This is a genomic window from Pseudomonas sp. B111 (genome assembly GCF_026428275.1).
Taxonomy (GTDB): domain Bacteria; phylum Pseudomonadota; class Gammaproteobacteria; order Pseudomonadales; family Pseudomonadaceae; genus Pseudomonas; species Pseudomonas aeruginosa.
Genome location: NZ_CP097857.1, coordinates 744,261 through 759,851, shown reverse-complemented (window position 1 = coordinate 759,851; position 15,591 = coordinate 744,261). Strand labels below are relative to the sequence as shown.

Below are 15,591 nucleotides of genomic sequence, written 5' to 3'. Positions count from 1 at the left end.
ACTCAGAACAGCGGCAGCTCATAGGTCAGGTACAGGCGGTTCTCGTCGATGTCGCGGCTGAAGGCCGAACGGTAGGTTGCGTTGCGCCAGACCAGCCCCAGTCCCTTCAGCGGACCGCCCTGCAACACATAGCGCAGGTCGCTGTCGCGTTCCCACTCGCGACTGCCGTCGGCGCCCTTCGGTTTCGCGCCGTGGCCGCTGAAATAGCGCGTCATCAGGCTCAGGCCGGGCACCCCGAGCGACGCGAAGTCGCAGTCGTAGCGCAGTTGCCAGGAGGACTCGCCAGCCTCGGCGAAGTCGTTGTACTGGCCGAAATTGACCAGGTACGGATCGGTCCCCTCCAGGTAAGGGAAACCGTGGTCGCCGCTCATCCGCTGGTAGCCCAGGCCGAAGGCCTGGCCGTTGCGCAGGCGGTAGGTGAGCGACCCGCTGAAGGAACGGTTGTCGATGCGCCCGCCGCGAGCGCCGCCGGTATCCCGGCTGAGCGCCAGGCGCAAGTCGCTCTCCAGGCTATCCGCGGCGACGCCGATGCGCCCCTTGAGACCGAGGAAATGCTGGGCGTAGACCTGCTCCAGTTCGCCATAGTGGTAGCTGCCGGTCCAGTCCGGGGTGATACGGTAGTCCAGGCCAGCCAGGTCGAAACGGTCCGCCTGCGCCGCGCCGGCGAAACGCCGGTTGCGGTTGAACAGCGCCAGGTCGCTGGTGCCCGCCTCGTTGCGCTGGCTGACCTCGGTCAGCCGTCCCAGGTTCAGGCTCAGTCCGCTCAGTTCGCCGGAAGTCAGCAGCGCGCCCTGGAACACCTGGGGGAATAGCCGCCCGTAGTTGGGCTGGATGGTCGGTAGCTTCGGCACCAGGCCGCCGACCTTCAGCTCGCTGCGCGACAGGCGCAGCTTGGCGGTCGCGTCCAGCCGCGCGTAGTCGCCCGCCGCGCTGCCATCGTCGCGAAGCGGAAGCAGGCCGGTGCCGCTACGCCCCGCGCCGGAATCGAGCCGGACGCCGAGCTTGCCCAGCAGGTCGAGACCCACGCCGAGGGTGCCCTCGGTATAGCCCGAGCGGTAGTCGAAGAGAAAGCCCTGGGCCCACTCCTCGCTTTTCGCACGCCCCACGCCATCGCGGAAGTCGCGGTTCATGTAGAAGTTGCGCAAGGCCAGGCTGGCCCGCGAGTCTTCGAGGAAGCCCTCGGCCAGGGCGGGAACGCTATCGCCGGCAAGGATCGGCAGCAGGAAAAACGCGCATTTCTTGTTGTTGTTCATACGCACTCCGGACGGGCGCCTGGGCGCCTCTTTTTCTAGGGGGAACGGTGTCTCATCGGCAGCGCTCGATCACCATCGCCACGCCCTGGCCGAGCCCGACGCACAGGCTGACCACCGCGTAGCGCCGCTCGATGCGTTGCAGCCCGCGGGCGGCGGTGAGCACCAGGCGCGCACCGGAGGCGCCGAGCGGATGGCCGAGGGCGATGGCGCCGCCATGGGGATTGACCCGCGGGTCCTCGTAGTCCAGGCCGAGCAACTTCAGGCAGGCCAGGACTTGCGGCGCGAAGGCTTCGTTGATCTCGATCAGGCCGACCTCGTCCAGGTCGATGCCGGCGCGTTGCAGCGCGCGGAGGATCGCCTGCTGCGGGCCGATGCCCATCAGCCGGGGCTCGACGCCGACGCTGGCGCTGGCGAGGATCCGCGCCAGCGGCCGGATGCCCTCGCGCTCGCCGATCGCGCGGTCGCCCAGCAGCACTACCGCCGCCCCGTCGTTGATCCCCGAGGCATTGCCGGCGGTCACTACCCCGCCGGCGAACAACGCCGGCAAGCGCGCCAGGGCCGCCAGGTCGGCCTGCGGCCGCGGATGCTCGTCGCGCTCCACCAGCCGCGTCTCGCCCTTGCGTCCGGCACGCACCTCCACCGGAAGGATCTCGCCGAGGAAAAAGCCCTCCTCCAGCGCAGCCTGGTAGCGCGCCTGGGAAGAAGCGGCGAAACGGTCGGCGTCCTCGCGGGCGATGCCGAAGGCGCGGGCCACGTTGTCGCCGGTCTCCGGCATGCTGTCGTTGCCATAGCGCTCGACCAGCCTGGGGTTGGCGAAGCGCGCGCCGATGGTGCTGTCGAAGACCTCCAGCGTGCGGCTGAAGGCGCTCTCCGCCTTGGCCATGACGAACGGCGCCCGGGACATGCTTTCGGCGCCGCCGGCCAGGTACAGCCGGCCCTCGCCGCAACTGATCGCGCGCGCCGCGTCGATCACCGCCGACAGTCCGCTGGCACACAAGCGGTTGACCGTCTGCCCGGGCAGCCGCGCCGGCAGGCCGGCTGCGAGCAGCGCGTTGCGCGCCAGGTTGCGGCTGTCTTCGCCAGCCTGGTTGGTGCAACCGAGGATCACATCCTCCAGGTCGTCGACGGCGAACCCGGAGGTTTCCGCGAGACGCGCCAGCAGCAGGCCGGCCAGGTCGTCCGGACGCACCGTCGAGAGTGCACCGGCATGCCGGCCGAAAGGCGTACGCAGGCCGGCGTAGATATAGGCATCGAGCATGGTGTGTTTCTCCGCGAAGGGATCAGGAGGCCAACGGGCTGTCCGGCTGGCGCAGGGAAAGGCCCAGTTGGGCGCGCCGGCGCAGCCAGGGACTGGGGCGATAGCGCGGGTCGCCGCTGAGCGCATGCAGGCGTTCGAGGATGCGCAGCACGCGCCCGGCGCCCATTCGGTCGCCCCACTCCAGCGGCCCCAGCGGATAGCCGAGACCGAGGCGCACCGCCAGGTCGATGTGCTCCACCGAAGCGATACCCTGCTGGGCGATGTCACAGGCGAGATTGACGATCGAGGCGAGGGTGCGCTGGACGATGAACCCGGCGCTGTCGCGAATCAGCGTGACGCCCACGCCGTCCCGTGCGAACAGGGTGCGAGCGGCCTGCTGCAGCTCCGCTCGGGTCGCCGGGCAGGCCATCAGGCAGCGGTGTCGCTCCAGGTCCGACAGCACGTCGATGGCCAGGCTGCGCGTCGGATCGACGGCGAACCGCCGCGCTGCGGCGCTGACGTCGGCGCCCAGTGGCGCAAGCAGGCACAACGCCGCCCCGGAAGGACGCTCGCCGCTCTCCACCTCGGCGCCCAGACGTTGTAGCAACGTCAGCAATGGCGCGCGGTCATGTTCGTCGTCGACGCCCAGCCACACCGGCGGCAACGCCGCGCCTGGCGCAACCGCCGGGGCGGCGACGGGCACCTGCCCAGCGCCGTCGTAGCGGTAGAAGCCCTGGCCGCTCTTGCGCCCCAGGCGGCCGGCGGCGAGCATCTCGCGCAGCAAGGGATGCGGACGATAACGCGGCTCTTCGTAGTACTGCCGGTAGATCGACTCCATCACCGGCAGGCTGACGTCCAACCCGACCAGGTCGAACAGCTCGAACGGGCCCATGCGGAAGCCGGCGCCCTCGCGCAGGACTTCGTCGATCGCCGCCACCGGCGCCACGCCCTCGCCGAGGATACGCAGCGCCTCGGTGCCGAAGGCCCGTCCGGCATGGTTGACGATGAAGCCGGGGCTGTCCGTGGCACGCACCGCCTGGTGGCCGAAGGTCGCCACCAGGGCGCACAGTCGCTCGGCGATGCCGGTGCGGGTGGCGAGACCGTCGATCACCTCCACCAGACGCATCAGCGGCACCGGATTGAAGAAGTGCAGACCGGCGACCCGGCCGGGATCGCGACAGGCCGAGGCGATCGCGGTAACCGACAGCGAGGAGGTATTGCTGGCGAGGATCGCTTCGTCGCCGACCACCTCTTCCAATTGGCGGAACAACGCCTGCTTGGCCTCCAGGTTCTCGACGATCGCCTCGATCACCAACTGGCAGCCGCGTAGGACCCGCAAGTCCTCGACCACCCGCAGATTGCCCATCGCGCGCGCGGCAGCCTCCGCCTCCAGCCGGCCCCGCTCCACCTGCCGGGCAAGGACCGTGGCGATCTGCTCGCGCGCTTGCAGCGCCGCCCCCTGGCGGCTGTCGTAGAGCAGCACCGACAGCCCGGCACAGGCAGCGAGCTGGGCGATGCCCTGGCCCATGGCACCGGTACCGACGATACCGATGAGAACGATCGGTGGCTCGCTCATTTTCCCAGGTACTCCGCTGTGCGTTTTTCCAGGAAGGCACGCATGCCCTCCTTCTGGTCGTGGCTGTCGAACAGCAACTGGAAGGCCTTGCGCTCCAGCGCCAGGGCCTGGTCCAGCGGCAGGTCGGCGCCGGCCAGGACCACTTCCTTGATCTGCGCCAGCGCCAGCGGCGGCAGGCCGGCGATCTGGCGAGCCAGTTCGAGGGCGCGATCCAATGCCTGGCCATCCGCCGCCACCTCGCTGACCAACCCTATGGCCAGGGCCTCCGGCGCCCGTACCGTGCAACCGGTAAACAGCATGCGCAGCGCCTGGAACTTGCCCACCGCTCGCACCAGGCGCTGGGTGCCGCCGGCGCCGGGCATCACGCCGACACGAACTTCCGGCTGGGCGAAGCGCGCCGAGGCACCGGCGACGATCAGGTCGCAGTGCATCGCCAACTCGCAGCCTCCGCCCAGGGCATAGCCCTCCACGGCGGCGATCAGCGGCTTGCGGCAGGTGGCGAGCGCCTGCCAGTGGCGCTCCACCCCGCGCTGCTGGATCTCCAGCGCGGACGCCTCCGCCAGTTCGTTGAGATCGGCGCCGGCGGCGAACGCCGTGCCATTTCCGGTGAGGACGATGACCCGGGTATCGGCGCACTCGTCGAGGCGCCGTACGTGCTCCGCCAGAGCCTCGCGCAGGCGCATGTTCAGGGCGTTGAGCACTGCCGGGCGGTTCAGTCGCAACAGGGCCACGCCCTGCTCCGGCCGCTCCAGCAGCACGAGTTCGGGGCTCACCGCCCCAGGGGAGGAATCCATGGCCATCTCCAATTGCCCGGGGATTGAGTTGCACGGCGCAGGCCGTGCCGTGCGGGGTTTCAGGCGCGGACGATGCCGCGCCGGACCAGCGCGTCGATCGCCTCGGCGCTCAATCCCAGTTCCGCCAGGACTTCCCGAGTGTCTCCGCCCAGCACCGGCGGCGCGGCGCGGTAGCTGGCCGGGGTGCGCGAAAGCTTCACCGGAGAGGCGATGCCGCGATAGCCCTCGAGTTCGACGACCATCCCGCGATGGCGGGTGTGCGGGTGTTCCACCACCCGATCCACCGTGGCGATCGCTCCGCAGGGCACGCCGAGACGGATCAGCCGCTCGGCCAGCTCGCGACCGTCGTGGGCCGCCAGGTAGTCCTCCAGGGCGCGCTTCAGCGCCTCGCGGTTGACCGAGCGCTTGCCGTTGTCGGCGAAGCGCGGGTCCCCCGGCAGTTCATCGGCTCCCAGGTACTCGCACAGGCGGGCGAACTGGCGGTCGTTGCCGACGGCGAGGAAGATCGGCTCGGTACCGGTGCGGTAGCTGTCGTAGGGCGCGATGTTCGGATGGGCGTTGCCGCTACGCCGGGGCGTACGTCCGGAAGCGAAGTAGTTCGGCAGGTGCGGGTGCAGCAGGGAAATACCGCAGTCGTACAGGGCGATGTCCACCGACTGCCCGCGCCCGCTGACCTGGCGCTCGTGGAGGGCGAGGAGGATGCCGGCCATGGCGTTCAGCCCGGTGACCATGTCGACGATCGGCAGGCCGATGCGCAACGCGTCGCCGCCGGCCTCGCCGTTCACGCTCATCAGTCCGGCCATCGCCTGGATCGCCGCGTCGTAGCCGGGCAGGCCGCCGAGCGGGCCGTCGGCGCCGAAGCCCGATACCGCGCAGTGGACCAGCCGCGGGAAGCGCTGGCGAAGCACCTCCTCGTAGCCGATCCCCCAGCGCGCCAGGGTGCCGGGCTTGAAGTTCTCCAGCAGTACGTCAGCGTCCTCCAGCAAGCGCAGCAGCAGCTCGATGCCCTCCGCCGTCGCCAGGTCGACGGCGATGCCCTTCTTGTTGCGGTTCACGCCCTTGAAGTAGGACGCCGTGTCGCCCTCGAAGGGTGGCCCCCAGCCACGGGTCTCGTCGCCGCCGAGGGGTTCCAGCTTGATCACCTCGGCGCCGTGGTCGGCCAGCGCCTGGGAGCAGTAGGGTCCGCCGAGGACCCGGCTGAGATCGATGATTTTCAGGCCACGCAGGGCGCCCGTCTGATTGGTCATGGCGACTCTCTGGTTGTTGTGAGCGGGAATGCGGGCAGTCAGGCCGGCAGCAATTGCATGGCTTCGGCCTGGCTCAGCGGCACCTCGCCGACCACCCTGGCCAGCAGTTCGGCCTGGTCGGTCCAGCCCTCCAGGCGCAGCGGGTCGCGCGGCAGCAGCTTGTGCCGGGCGACCAGGAAGGCCAGGGCCAGGCGGCGCTGGTCGGGTGCCTGGCGGCTGGCCTCCCAGGCCATGAAGATCGCCGTGCACAGGTGATAGAGGGCGCTGCCGGCCTGGCGCACCTGCTCATCCTGGCGGCGCTCGGCGACGTCGGCCATGGTCGCGACCACTCGCACCAGCAGTTCGTCGAAGAGGTCGCGGGCGTCCCCTGGCAGGTCGCTGTCATCCAGCAGCCGGCGCAGGTGGCGCTGCAAGGGTTCGAGCGCCTGTTCGCGGCTCACCGCACGGGCGACGTCCAGCGCCACGATGTTGCTGGTACCCTCCCAGATCGACCCCAGGTGGGCGTCGCGCACCAGGCGCGGGTCGCTCCACTCCTCGATGTAGCCGACCCCGCCGCGCACCTCCATGGCGTCGCCGGTGACCCGTCGCGCATCGCGGCAGGCGCGGAACTTGATCAGCGGAGTGAGGATCCGCACGCATTTCTGCGCCTCGACCTCGCCGCCATCGGCGCGCGGCAGCAGCGTGGCGATCTGCATGAACATCGAACGCGCCTGTTCGGTGGGCAGCATCATCTTCAGCAACTGCTTCTGCATCAGCGGCATGTCGATCAGGTGCTTGCCAAAGGCGTGCCGATGGCGGGCGACGAACAGCGCCTCGCTCAGCGCCCGGCGCATCAGCCCGGCGGCGCGCACGCCGTTGGACAGGCGCGACATGTTGACCATGTCGGCCATCTGCTGGAAGCCGCGGCCGATCTCGCCGATCAGGTAGGCGCTGGCGCCTTCCAGGCGGACTTCGCCGCTGGCCATGGAGCGGCTGCCCAGCTTGTCCTTCAGGCGGACGATGCGATAGGCGTTGCGCGTGCCGTCCTCGCGGACCTTCGGCAACAGGAACAGGGTCACGCCCTTCATTCCTTCCGGCGCGCCTTCGGGCCGGGCCAGGACCATCGCCAGGTCGGCGTCCGGGTTGGAGCAGAACCACTTGTCGCCGTAGAGCTTCCACTCGCCGCCCTGCTCCCGCGCCACGGTACGGGTCCGCGCCACGTCGGAGCCGGCGGCCTGCTCGGTCATGAACATGGCGCCCTGGAACAGCTCGTCGAAATCCCGCGAGGCGAGGGACGGCAGATAGCGCTCAACCAGTTCCGGCGCGCCGAACCTGCGCAGGGTGCGGGTCAGCGAGTCGGTCATGCTGACCGGGCAGCAAAGGCCGAACTCGGCCTGTACGAACAGGTGGGTGAGCGCATACTTCACCAGCGGCGGCGGGCCGTCCGGGCGATGGCTCATGGAAGCCAGGCCGAGTTCGGCATAGGCCACCCGTTCGAGGGCGACGTAGTCCGGATGCTTGCGAATGCTCTGCAAATCCTCGCCGCGGCGGGTGCGCGGCGCCAGCACCGGCGGGTTCTTGTCCGCCGCCAGCGCCAGCACGTCCAGCTCGCCGCCGGCACGGGCGCCGAGCCGTTCGAGGAGCGGCCGCCATTCGGCGAGCAACGCCGGCGGCAGGTATACCTCCAGCAGCCGCTCCAGGGCCGGATCGCAGGTGTAGAGATTCAGCCCACGGCTGTCGGGGATGTTCAGCGTATCTTCGCGAAGTACTTCGGGCATGGCGGTCATGGCGTGGCTCCTGCTTGTCTTGCGCCGAGACTAGGCGAGTGCTTCGATAAGCATCCAATACAAAAAAAATCATCGACGATAAGAAAAACAGATCGTAGAACCAGGTGCCTGCCATGGATCTCAGACAGCTTCGCTACTTCATCGCGGTCGCCGAGGAACTGCATTTCGGTCGCGCCGCGGCTCGCCTGTTCATCTCCCAGCCGGCGCTGAGCTTCGACATCAAGAAGCTGGAGGAACAGCTCGGAACCCAATTGCTGCTGCGCAACAACAAGTCGGTGAAGCTCACCGGCGCCGGCCAGGTCCTGCTGGTGGAAGCGCGCAACCTGCTGCTGCAGGCAGAGAAGGTGAAACGCCTGACCCAGCTATCCGCCGAGGGCGACGTCGGCCAGCTGCGCGTCGGCTTCGTCAACTCCATGCTCTACCGCGGCCTGCCCAGGGCCATGTCCCGCTTCGAACGGGAGCACCCGAACATGGAGGTGGTGCTCGGCGAAATGAACAGCGCGGAGCAGGCCCAGGCGTTGCAGCGCGGGCAGATCGACCTGGGCTTCGTGCACTGGGGCAGGCTGCCGGCGGAAATCGTCTCCGAACCCTTGATCAGCGACCCGTTCCTCTGTTGCCTGCCCGCCGGGCACCGCCTGGCTGGCCAGGCGCGTCTGGACCTCGCCGAACTGCGCGACGAAGACTTCATCCTCTTCCCGCGCCATGTCTCCCCGCACTACCACGACCTGATCATCGCCCGCTGCGTGGACGCCGGCTTCAGCCCGCGCATCCGCCACGAGGCGCGCCTGTGGCAGACCGTCGCCGCCATGGTCGGTCTCGGCATGGGCGTCGCGCTGATCCCGGAGACCCTCTGCCTGGCCTGGCGGAACGAGGTGCGCTACCTGGAGATCGAGCCGGCCGGCGCGCGTTCGGAGATCCACGCGATCCTTCCGGCCAGCGAACCTTCCCGGGCGGCGCAGGCGTTCCTGGCGACGCTGAAGAGCGGCCTGGACGACGCCTGAGCGAGGGCTGACGGAAAACGTCGATATGGAATCCCTTATCGAGCCATAAGATTAAAAGACTATTGATTTGCGGGGGTGCCACCTAGACTCCGAGGCACCCGGGTCAACACCGACGCACGCTCTCCATCCACGGAAACCAGCGTTTCCGCCCCGCCTTTCAGCGAAGGGCGGTAGGGAGCGGCGTGTCGGCGAGAACAACAATAAACAGGACTCGACCCATGCCGCGCACGCCCTCTCCCGAAGACGCCGACCTGCACAAGAAGGCCCGCAGGGCCGGTATCGCCTCCTTCATCGGCACCACCATCGAGTGGTACGACTTCTACATCTACGGCCTGGCCGCCGCCCTGGTGTTCGGCAAGGTATTCTTCCCCGCCGACATGGATCCGGGCCTGGCCACCCTGCTGTCCTTCGTCACCCTCTGGTCGGGTTTCATCGCCCGCCCGCTGGGCGGGATCATCTTCGGCCATCTCGGCGACCGCATCGGCCGCAAGACCACCCTGGTGATCACCCTGATCATGATGGGCATCGCCACGACCTGCATCGGCCTGTTGCCGGTCTATACGCAGATCGGCATCTGGGCACCGATCTCCCTGGTGGCGCTGCGTATCGTCCAGGGCATCGCGGTCGGCGGCGAGTGGGGCGGCGCGATCCTGATCGCCAGCGAAAGCGCGCCCAAGGGCAAGGGCATCCTGTACGCCGCCTTCGCCCAGCAGGGCTCGCCCACCGGCAACCTGCTGGCGACCCTGGCGTTCTTCGCCCTCAGCGCCCTGCCCGCCTCGGACTTCATTCTCTGGGGCTGGCGCGCGCCGTTCCTGCTCTCTGCGGTGCTGGTCATCGTCGGCATGGTGATCCGCCTGAAGCTGGAGGAGTCGGAAGACATGAAGCGCGTGCTGGCGCAGAAGCGCACGGTGAAGCTGCCGCTCGCCGAGGTGCTGGGCAAGCACTGGAAGATCGTCCTGCTCGGCGCCGGCGTGCTGCCGATCATCCACGTCACCTACTTCAAGAGCACCTTCGCCCTCTCCTGGGCGACCAAGACCCTCGGCTACAGCCAGGGCACCTTCCTCAGCATCATCGTGGTCGCGCTGGTGGTGCAGTTCCTCAGCCAGCCGCTGGGGGCGCTGCTCACTTCGCGCATCGACATGCGCAAGGCGGCATGCCTGATGGTGCTGCCGGAGTTCATCCTGATGCCGGCGATGTTCTTCGCCGTGGAAACCAAGGTCTACTGGATCGCCGCGGTCGGCATGTGCCTGGCCACGGTGCCGCACGCGATGTTCTACGGCGCGGTGGGCGGTATCCTCGCCCGAGCCTTCCCGGCGCGGGTGCGCTACACCGGCCTGTCGCTGGCCTACCAGCTCTGCTCGCTGCTGGTCGGCGGCGGTACGCCGGTACTGGCCCAGTGGATTCTCAACAGTACCGGCAGCATCGTCGGCGTGGCCCTGGCCTCGGCCTGCTACGCGCTGGTCTCGCTGGCCTGTACCCTGGCCCTGTTGCGGATCACCGGGTTCCACGCCAGCGACCTGTCGACCGCCGAGCGCGCCGACGCCGAGGACTTGCAGCGGCCCGTAGCGGTCGAGCGGGAACCGGTGTTGCGCGCCCCCGCCCGGCTACTGGGCGGCGATCCCGGCTAGCCGGCAGCGCCCATGCGCCGCTCATGCTCCAGCAACCAGCGCTTGCGCCACAGGCCACCGCCATAACCGGTCAGGGAACCGTCCGAACCGATGACGCGGTGGCAGGGAATCACGATGGCGATCTGGTTGGCTCCGTTGGCGCGGGCCACGGCGCGCACCGACGACGGCGAGCCGATGGACCTGGCCAGCCCGGCGTAGCTCTGCGTGCTGCCGCACGGTACCTCGCGCAGCGCCTGCCAGACCGTGCGGGTGAAGGCCGAGGCGTTCAGCGCCAACGGGGTCCGGAAGCGCACAGGAGTACCGTCGAAGTAGCCGGCGAGTTCCGCCTCGATCCTGTCGATGGGGGCGAAACGGCCGAAACCGATGCTCGATCCGCTGCTCTTCTGCAGGCGTTTCAGCTCCCCGCTCAACGCCGGGCGGTCGAAGAATTCCAGCAGGTGCAGGGCCTGCGCATCGGCCACCGCGAGCATGGCGCCGAGCGGGGTCTGCAGCCAGTCCGCCTTGAGCAGCTCGCGCCCGCGCAACTGCGACGGCGGCTCGCCCAGCAGGCGCGCGAAGGCGCTACGGAAGCCGCTGTCGGAGTCGAAGCTGGCATCCAGTTGCGCGTCGATCACCCGCGCGCCCGAGGACAGCCGCTCGGCGACCCGGCCAAGACGGCGCAGGCGAGCCATTTCCAGAAAGGTCACGCCGAACTCGCGCTTGAAGGCACGGCGCACGGTGGACGGGTCATAGCCCAGCGCCGCCAGGTCGTCTTCGAACCAGCGCCGCTGCGGTTGCCGACCGAGGCGCTGGAGCAGGTCGCTGACCAGCGGCCCCTGCGTGCCGAGCCGCTCCAGCGGCCGGCAACGCAGGCAGGGCCGGAAGCCGGCCTCGACGCAGCCCTTGATCGAATCGAAGAACAGGGTGTTCTCGCGCTTCGGCTTGCGCGCCGGGCAGGTCAGGCGGCAGAACACCCCGGTGCTCTTCACCCCGACGAAGGCGAAGCCATCGTAGGCGGGGTCGCGCGCCAACAGCGCGGCATACAGGGTGTCGTCATCGGGAAGGGGAAGGAACAACGCTGCGTCGGACATGGCCGGCTCCGGAACCAGGGAGGCGATGGATAGCCACTCTAGGCCAGGAGCCTGCGCCTTGCCGCCGCGAAACGGGCGTCGATTCTTTCTCAGCCCTCCTCGAAACGCATCTCCGGCGGCTGCTCGCGGAAACCGTGGGTGATCGCCGCCAGGTACACCGCGCCCAGCGCCAGCCAGCAGAGGCCGAGGATGATCGCCAGATGGTCGAGGCTGGCCATCAGCCACAGGTCGGCGACCAGGCCGATGCCAGGGAATACCAGGAACAACAGGGTTTCCCGTGGGCCGCGGCGCTCGGCGCCAAGGTAGTAGTGGAAGACCACCGACAGGTTGACCAGGCTGAAGGCGAGGAAGGCGCCGAAGTTGATGAACGAGGTAGAGGTGGTCACGTCCATCTGCAGCGCCAGCAGGGCCACCACGCCGCACAGGACGATGCTGTTCACCGGCGTCTCGAAGCGCTTGCCGAGACGCCCGAAGAACGGCCGCGGAAGGACGCCGTCGCGGCCCATGGCGAAGAGCAGGCGCGAGGCGCTGGCCTGGGCCGAGAGGCCGGAGGTGAACTGGCCGACGATCAGGCCGACCAGGAAGAAGGTCACGAACAGGTCGCCACCGATGTTGCGGGCGATCTCGTAGGCCGCCGAGTCCGCGCTGTCGAAGGCGAACGACGGGTGCGCCAGTTGCACGAAGTACGAGGTGACGATGAAGATCAGCCCGCCCAGCAGGGTGATCAGCAGGATCGCCCGCGGGATGTTGCGCCGCGGGTCGCGGGTTTCCTCGGTCAGGGTGCTGACCGCGTCGAAACCGAGGAACGAGTAGCAGGCGATCGCCGCACCGCTCATCACCAGCGGTACCTGCAGGTCGCCACCGAGCAACGGTTGCAGCGACCATAGCGGCTTGCCCGGGTCGCCCAGCACGTAGTGCACGCAGAGCGCGACGAAGGCGCCGAGGACCAGGAACTGCACCAGCATCAGCAGGCCATTGACGTTCTTCGCCAGGCGCAGACCGACGATGTTGATCGTCGTGGTCACGCCGATGAACGCCAGCACCCAGACCGCGTTGGGTACCGCGGGAAAGGCCGAGTGCAGGTAGGCGGCGCCGATCAGCCAGATCGCCATCGGCAGGAACAGGTAGTCGAGCAGCACCGCCCAGCCGGCGATGAAGCCAAGCCGGGAATCGATGGCCTTGCGCACGTATGTATAGGCCGAGCCGGCCACCGGGAAGGCCGCGGCCATGCGCCCGTAGCTGAGGGCGGTGAAGAGCATCGCCAGGGAAGCGGCGATGTAGGCGGCGGGGACGTGTCCCTGGGTGGTCTCGGCGAGGATGCCGAAAGTCCCGAGGACGATGATGGGGGTCATGTAGGCGATGCCGAACAGCACCACGGAACCCAGCGACAGGGTGCGCTTGAGTCTGGCCATTACTGCTTACTCCGGAATTATCGTTTGTTATGGCAGTGGCCCGCAGCCGGCCAGGCCGCGGGACGCAGGGGCCTCCCCTCACCCGGGAGACCGGCGGACGCTCGGGCGCCCATCGTTGTGCTACGGCTTTCCGGGCCGATCCTCGCCCGCTCGCTGGCGGGCGGAGGACGACGCGACGCTCCTGTCGCGCCGTGGTGAATCAGGGAATCAGCAGCTCGCGCAGGCCGTCCGGGTGCTCGCGGCGCTCGCCGGGCAGGACCAGGCGACGCTCTTCGAGGTAACGGTAGTCCCGACGCGCATCCTGCAACCGGCCGAGGTCCAGTTCGACGATCTGCCGGCATTCTTCGCGCCCGGCCTCGCAGAGCAACTGGCCATAGGGATCGACCACCGCGCTACCGCCGGCGAAGACCAGCCCGCCGTCGCCATGCCCGACGCGGTTGACCATCACCGCGTAGGCCTGGTTTTCCATGGCGCGGGCCATGATCGCGGTGCGATGGGTGGGGCCATAGGGGTCCATGTTGCCATTGGTCACGATGATCAGTTCCGCACCCAGTTGGCCGAGGGCCCGCGCGCTTTCCGGGAACTCGATGTCGAAGCACACCAGCAAGCCGACCCGGATGCCGTTCCACAGGGCGGTGGCGTAGCGGTCGCCAGGCGTGAAGATGCCGCGGTCGGAGGCCCACAGGTGGGTCTTGCGGTATTTCAGGGCGATGCGGTCGGGAGCGATCAGCAGGGTGGTGTTGTAATAGCGGCCGGCGTCCGCCTCGGCGATGCCGATCGCCACCGAAACGTTACGTTCACGGGCGACGCGCTGCACCGCGCTGACCGTCGGGCCGTCGAGCGGCTCAGCGAGGGCGGCGATGTTGTCTTCGCTGGGGAAGCCGGTCAGGTGGGTTTCCGGGAACACCACCAGTTCGGTGTCCGCCGCACAGTCGGCGATGGCCGCCAGGGCGCGTTCCAGGTTGTGCGCGGTGTCGCCATCGCGACCGGCGATCTGGACGAGTTCGACTTTCATCGGAATTCCTTGTTGTTCTCGGCGCTGTTCGGCACGCGCGCTGTTCGTATGCAGGGGCCGGCACAGTATGCTTGGCGTTCCCCGCGCCGATAATTACGTCCGAGGGTTAACCCAACAGGGGTAGAAGATGAGTTTCACCTTGCAGGACATCGCCTGGCACCGCTCCGTCGGGCAACTGGTCGAGGCGCTGGATGCGCCGGACTTCTGGATTCGCCTGGTACGCCTGCTCGAACAGTACGTTCCGTTCGACAGCTGGGTGGCCCTGCTGTTCAGCCAGGGCCGGCCACAGGTGTTCGCCGAATGCCCGGGCGCCGACGGCGGGCCGGATCCGCTGTTCCAGGACTACCTGCGAGGCCTCTACCTGCTCGACCCGTTCTACATCGCCAGCCGCGAGAACCCGTGCAGCGGCCTGTTCCGTCTGGCCGACGTGGCACCGGAATGCTTCGAGCAGACCGATTACTACCAGCGTTACTTCCGCCTCAACGTGGTGGCCGATGAAATCCAGATCAACGTCCAGCTCTCCGGCGAACGCACCCTCTGCCTGTCGCTCGGCTCGCGGCGCCGCTTCACCCCCGAGCAACTCGCCGTGCTCGGTCTGGTGCGGCCCTGGGTGGCCGGGCTGATGCGCCAGCGCCTGGCCTTCGAGGACGAAGTGTTGAACAGCCCCGCGGCGCCGGAGCCGGGCTGGCAGGGTTCGCTGGAGAAGGTCGCGGAGCAGATGGGCACGCCGCTGACGGCGCGCGAACTGGAGGTCGGCAGGCTGATGCTCAGCGGCTGCTCGAGCAAGGAGATCGCCCGCAAGCTGGCGATCTCGGCGGAAACCGTGAAGGTCCACCGCAAGCACATGTACGGCAAGCTCGGCATCAAGTCGCAGTCCGAGCTGTTCGGCCTGTTCCTCCAGGCCCAGGGCTGACGGGACGGGCGACCGTCCCGTCGCCGCTCAGCGGCGCTTGATCTTCGGCTTCGGCCGGCCCTGCACGCACTTGAAGCGCGGATTCGACTTGCAGATCACGTAGAGCCGGCCACGGCGCTTCACCACCTGGCAATCGCGATGGCGCAGCTTGGCCTGTTTCAGCGAGGCGAGGACTTTCATCAGGCCCCCTTGCCGCCGACGAAGCCGGCGAAACGCTTGTTGAACCCGGCCACGCGGCCTTCGCTCTTGGTCTTGCGCTGTTCGCCGGTGTAGACCGGGTGCGAGGCGCTGGAAACGTCCAGCGTCACGTAGGGATAGGTCTTGCCGTCGGTATGGGTATGGGTCTTGTCGGTCTCCGCGGTGGAGCCGATCAGGAAGTACACGTCGGCCGAGGTGTCATGGAACAGGACGGGACGGTATTCGGGATGGATGCCGGGTTTCATGGGGATGCCTCCTACATAATGTTATATAGTTACATATTACTCCGATAAGAATAATTCGCAACTCCGGAAAGAGTTCCCGGCGACCATTCGGCTGCTCGACCATCCAGACACAATTATTAGCTTGCTTTCTATCCCCGTTTGTTTCCCATAATCAGCGCTTGGTTAGCGCGGGGGGAACCCGTCGTAGACGCCTCGAAGAAGGTGACTACCATTTTGAACCGAAGCCTGAAGATTGG

General features: G+C 68.1%; 14 protein-coding genes. 3 read left to right on the top strand and 11 right to left on the bottom strand.

Going from position 1 to position 15,591, the window contains the following annotated elements:
* Positions 1-2 precede the first annotated feature (2 nt).
* The 6 genes from M6E97_RS03515 to M6E97_RS03490 are packed head-to-tail and all read right to left on the bottom strand — an operon-like array spanning position 3 to position 7,873.
* Complete coding sequence (locus M6E97_RS03515) at positions 3-1,253, bottom strand: OprD family porin (protein WP_034005032.1); 1,251 nt, start codon at positions 1,251-1,253, stop codon at positions 3-5.
* Between the two features lie 52 nt (positions 1,254-1,305).
* A complete protein-coding gene (locus tag M6E97_RS03510) occupies positions 1,306-2,511 on the bottom strand; it encodes a 3-oxoadipyl-CoA thiolase (protein ID WP_003109714.1) in 1,206 nt (401 codons plus the stop codon).
* 22 nt (positions 2,512-2,533) lie between these two features.
* Complete coding sequence (locus M6E97_RS03505) at positions 2,534-4,066, bottom strand: 3-hydroxyacyl-CoA dehydrogenase (protein WP_033938403.1); 1,533 nt, start codon at positions 4,064-4,066, stop codon at positions 2,534-2,536.
* A complete protein-coding gene (locus tag M6E97_RS03500) occupies positions 4,063-4,860 on the bottom strand; it encodes an enoyl-CoA hydratase (RefSeq protein WP_021265152.1) in 798 nt (265 codons plus the stop codon). The genes M6E97_RS03505 and M6E97_RS03500 overlap by 4 nt, the downstream gene beginning before the upstream one ends.
* Positions 4,861-4,919: 59 nt before the next feature.
* Positions 4,920-6,107 (bottom strand): CaiB/BaiF CoA transferase family protein, encoded by a 1,188-nt coding sequence (locus M6E97_RS03495; RefSeq protein WP_023092583.1) that lies wholly within the window; start codon positions 6,105-6,107, stop codon positions 4,920-4,922.
* A gap of 38 nt (positions 6,108-6,145) precedes the next feature.
* Positions 6,146-7,873 (bottom strand): acyl-CoA dehydrogenase family protein, encoded by a 1,728-nt coding sequence (locus M6E97_RS03490; protein ID WP_023100867.1) that lies wholly within the window; start codon positions 7,871-7,873, stop codon positions 6,146-6,148.
* A 113-nt stretch (positions 7,874-7,986) separates the two neighbouring features.
* On the opposite strand from M6E97_RS03490, the gene M6E97_RS03485 reads away from it, so the two are divergent.
* Both M6E97_RS03485 and M6E97_RS03480 read left to right on the top strand, forming a co-directional pair.
* The gene (locus M6E97_RS03485) at positions 7,987-8,874 is read left to right on the top strand and encodes a LysR substrate-binding domain-containing protein (protein WP_003092195.1); all 888 of its coding nucleotides are present in this window, start codon (positions 7,987-7,989) and stop codon (positions 8,872-8,874) included.
* Positions 8,875-9,092: 218 nt separating this feature from the next.
* Positions 9,093-10,502, top strand: a complete 1,410-nt coding sequence (locus M6E97_RS03480; RefSeq protein WP_003113881.1) for an MFS transporter — start codon at positions 9,093-9,095, stop codon at positions 10,500-10,502.
* On the opposite strand, the gene M6E97_RS03475 is transcribed toward M6E97_RS03480, so the two are convergent.
* The 3 genes from M6E97_RS03475 to M6E97_RS03465 form a co-directional block, all read right to left on the bottom strand.
* The gene (locus M6E97_RS03475) at positions 10,499-11,572 is read right to left on the bottom strand and encodes a bifunctional transcriptional activator/DNA repair enzyme AdaA (RefSeq protein WP_033938401.1); all 1,074 of its coding nucleotides are present in this window, start codon (positions 11,570-11,572) and stop codon (positions 10,499-10,501) included. The two genes, M6E97_RS03480 and M6E97_RS03475, sit on opposite strands and share 4 nt — an antisense overlap.
* 89 nt (positions 11,573-11,661) lie before the next feature.
* The gene (locus M6E97_RS03470) at positions 11,662-12,984 is read right to left on the bottom strand and encodes an APC family permease (RefSeq protein ID WP_003138044.1); all 1,323 of its coding nucleotides are present in this window, start codon (positions 12,982-12,984) and stop codon (positions 11,662-11,664) included.
* Positions 12,985-13,183: 199 nt separating this feature from the next.
* Positions 13,184-13,999, bottom strand: a complete 816-nt coding sequence (locus M6E97_RS03465; protein ID WP_033938399.1) for a carbon-nitrogen hydrolase family protein — start codon at positions 13,997-13,999, stop codon at positions 13,184-13,186.
* 127 nt (positions 14,000-14,126) lie between these two features.
* On the opposite strand from M6E97_RS03465, the gene M6E97_RS03460 reads away from it, so the two are divergent.
* The gene (locus M6E97_RS03460; RefSeq protein WP_003092207.1) at positions 14,127-14,912 is read left to right on the top strand and encodes a helix-turn-helix transcriptional regulator; all 786 of its coding nucleotides are present in this window, start codon (positions 14,127-14,129) and stop codon (positions 14,910-14,912) included.
* A gap of 27 nt (positions 14,913-14,939) precedes the next feature.
* Here the strand turns inward: M6E97_RS03460 and ykgO are convergent, their stop codons facing one another.
* On the bottom strand, positions 14,940-15,092 hold the full coding sequence (ykgO, locus tag M6E97_RS03455; RefSeq protein WP_003092209.1) for a type B 50S ribosomal protein L36: 153 nt from the start codon (positions 15,090-15,092) through the stop codon (positions 14,940-14,942).
* The gene (locus M6E97_RS03450; RefSeq protein ID WP_003092213.1) at positions 15,092-15,355 is read right to left on the bottom strand and encodes a type B 50S ribosomal protein L31; all 264 of its coding nucleotides are present in this window, start codon (positions 15,353-15,355) and stop codon (positions 15,092-15,094) included. Before M6E97_RS03450 ends, ykgO begins: the two co-directional genes overlap by 1 nt.
* Positions 15,356-15,591 lie beyond the last annotated feature (236 nt).

Bases quoted from the DNA above. Each gene is read 5' to 3' on its own strand.
- M6E97_RS03515 (WP_034005032.1), bottom strand. From the start codon at position 1,253: ATGAACAACAACAAGAAATGCGCGTTTTTCCTGCTGCCGATCCTTGCC.
- M6E97_RS03510 (WP_003109714.1), bottom strand. From the start codon at position 2,511: ATGCTCGATGCCTATATCTACGCCGGCCTGCGTACGCCTTTCGGCCGG.
- M6E97_RS03505 (WP_033938403.1), bottom strand. From the start codon at position 4,066: ATGAGCGAGCCACCGATCGTTCTCATCGGTATCGTCGGTACCGGTGCC.
- M6E97_RS03500 (WP_021265152.1), bottom strand. From the start codon at position 4,860: ATGGATTCCTCCCCTGGGGCGGTGAGCCCCGAACTCGTGCTGCTGGAG.
- M6E97_RS03495 (WP_023092583.1), bottom strand. From the start codon at position 6,107: ATGACCAATCAGACGGGCGCCCTGCGTGGCCTGAAAATCATCGATCTC.
- M6E97_RS03490 (WP_023100867.1), bottom strand. From the start codon at position 7,873: ATGACCGCCATGCCCGAAGTACTTCGCGAAGATACGCTGAACATCCCC.
- M6E97_RS03485 (WP_003092195.1), top strand. From the start codon at position 7,987: ATGGATCTCAGACAGCTTCGCTACTTCATCGCGGTCGCCGAGGAACTG.
- M6E97_RS03480 (WP_003113881.1), top strand. From the start codon at position 9,093: ATGCCGCGCACGCCCTCTCCCGAAGACGCCGACCTGCACAAGAAGGCC.
- M6E97_RS03475 (WP_033938401.1), bottom strand. From the start codon at position 11,572: ATGTCCGACGCAGCGTTGTTCCTTCCCCTTCCCGATGACGACACCCTG.
- M6E97_RS03470 (WP_003138044.1), bottom strand. From the start codon at position 12,984: ATGGCCAGACTCAAGCGCACCCTGTCGCTGGGTTCCGTGGTGCTGTTC.
- M6E97_RS03465 (WP_033938399.1), bottom strand. From the start codon at position 13,999: ATGAAAGTCGAACTCGTCCAGATCGCCGGTCGCGATGGCGACACCGCG.
- M6E97_RS03460 (WP_003092207.1), top strand. From the start codon at position 14,127: ATGAGTTTCACCTTGCAGGACATCGCCTGGCACCGCTCCGTCGGGCAA.
- ykgO (WP_003092209.1), bottom strand. From the start codon at position 15,092: ATGAAAGTCCTCGCCTCGCTGAAACAGGCCAAGCTGCGCCATCGCGAT.
- M6E97_RS03450 (WP_003092213.1), bottom strand. From the start codon at position 15,355: ATGAAACCCGGCATCCATCCCGAATACCGTCCCGTCCTGTTCCATGAC.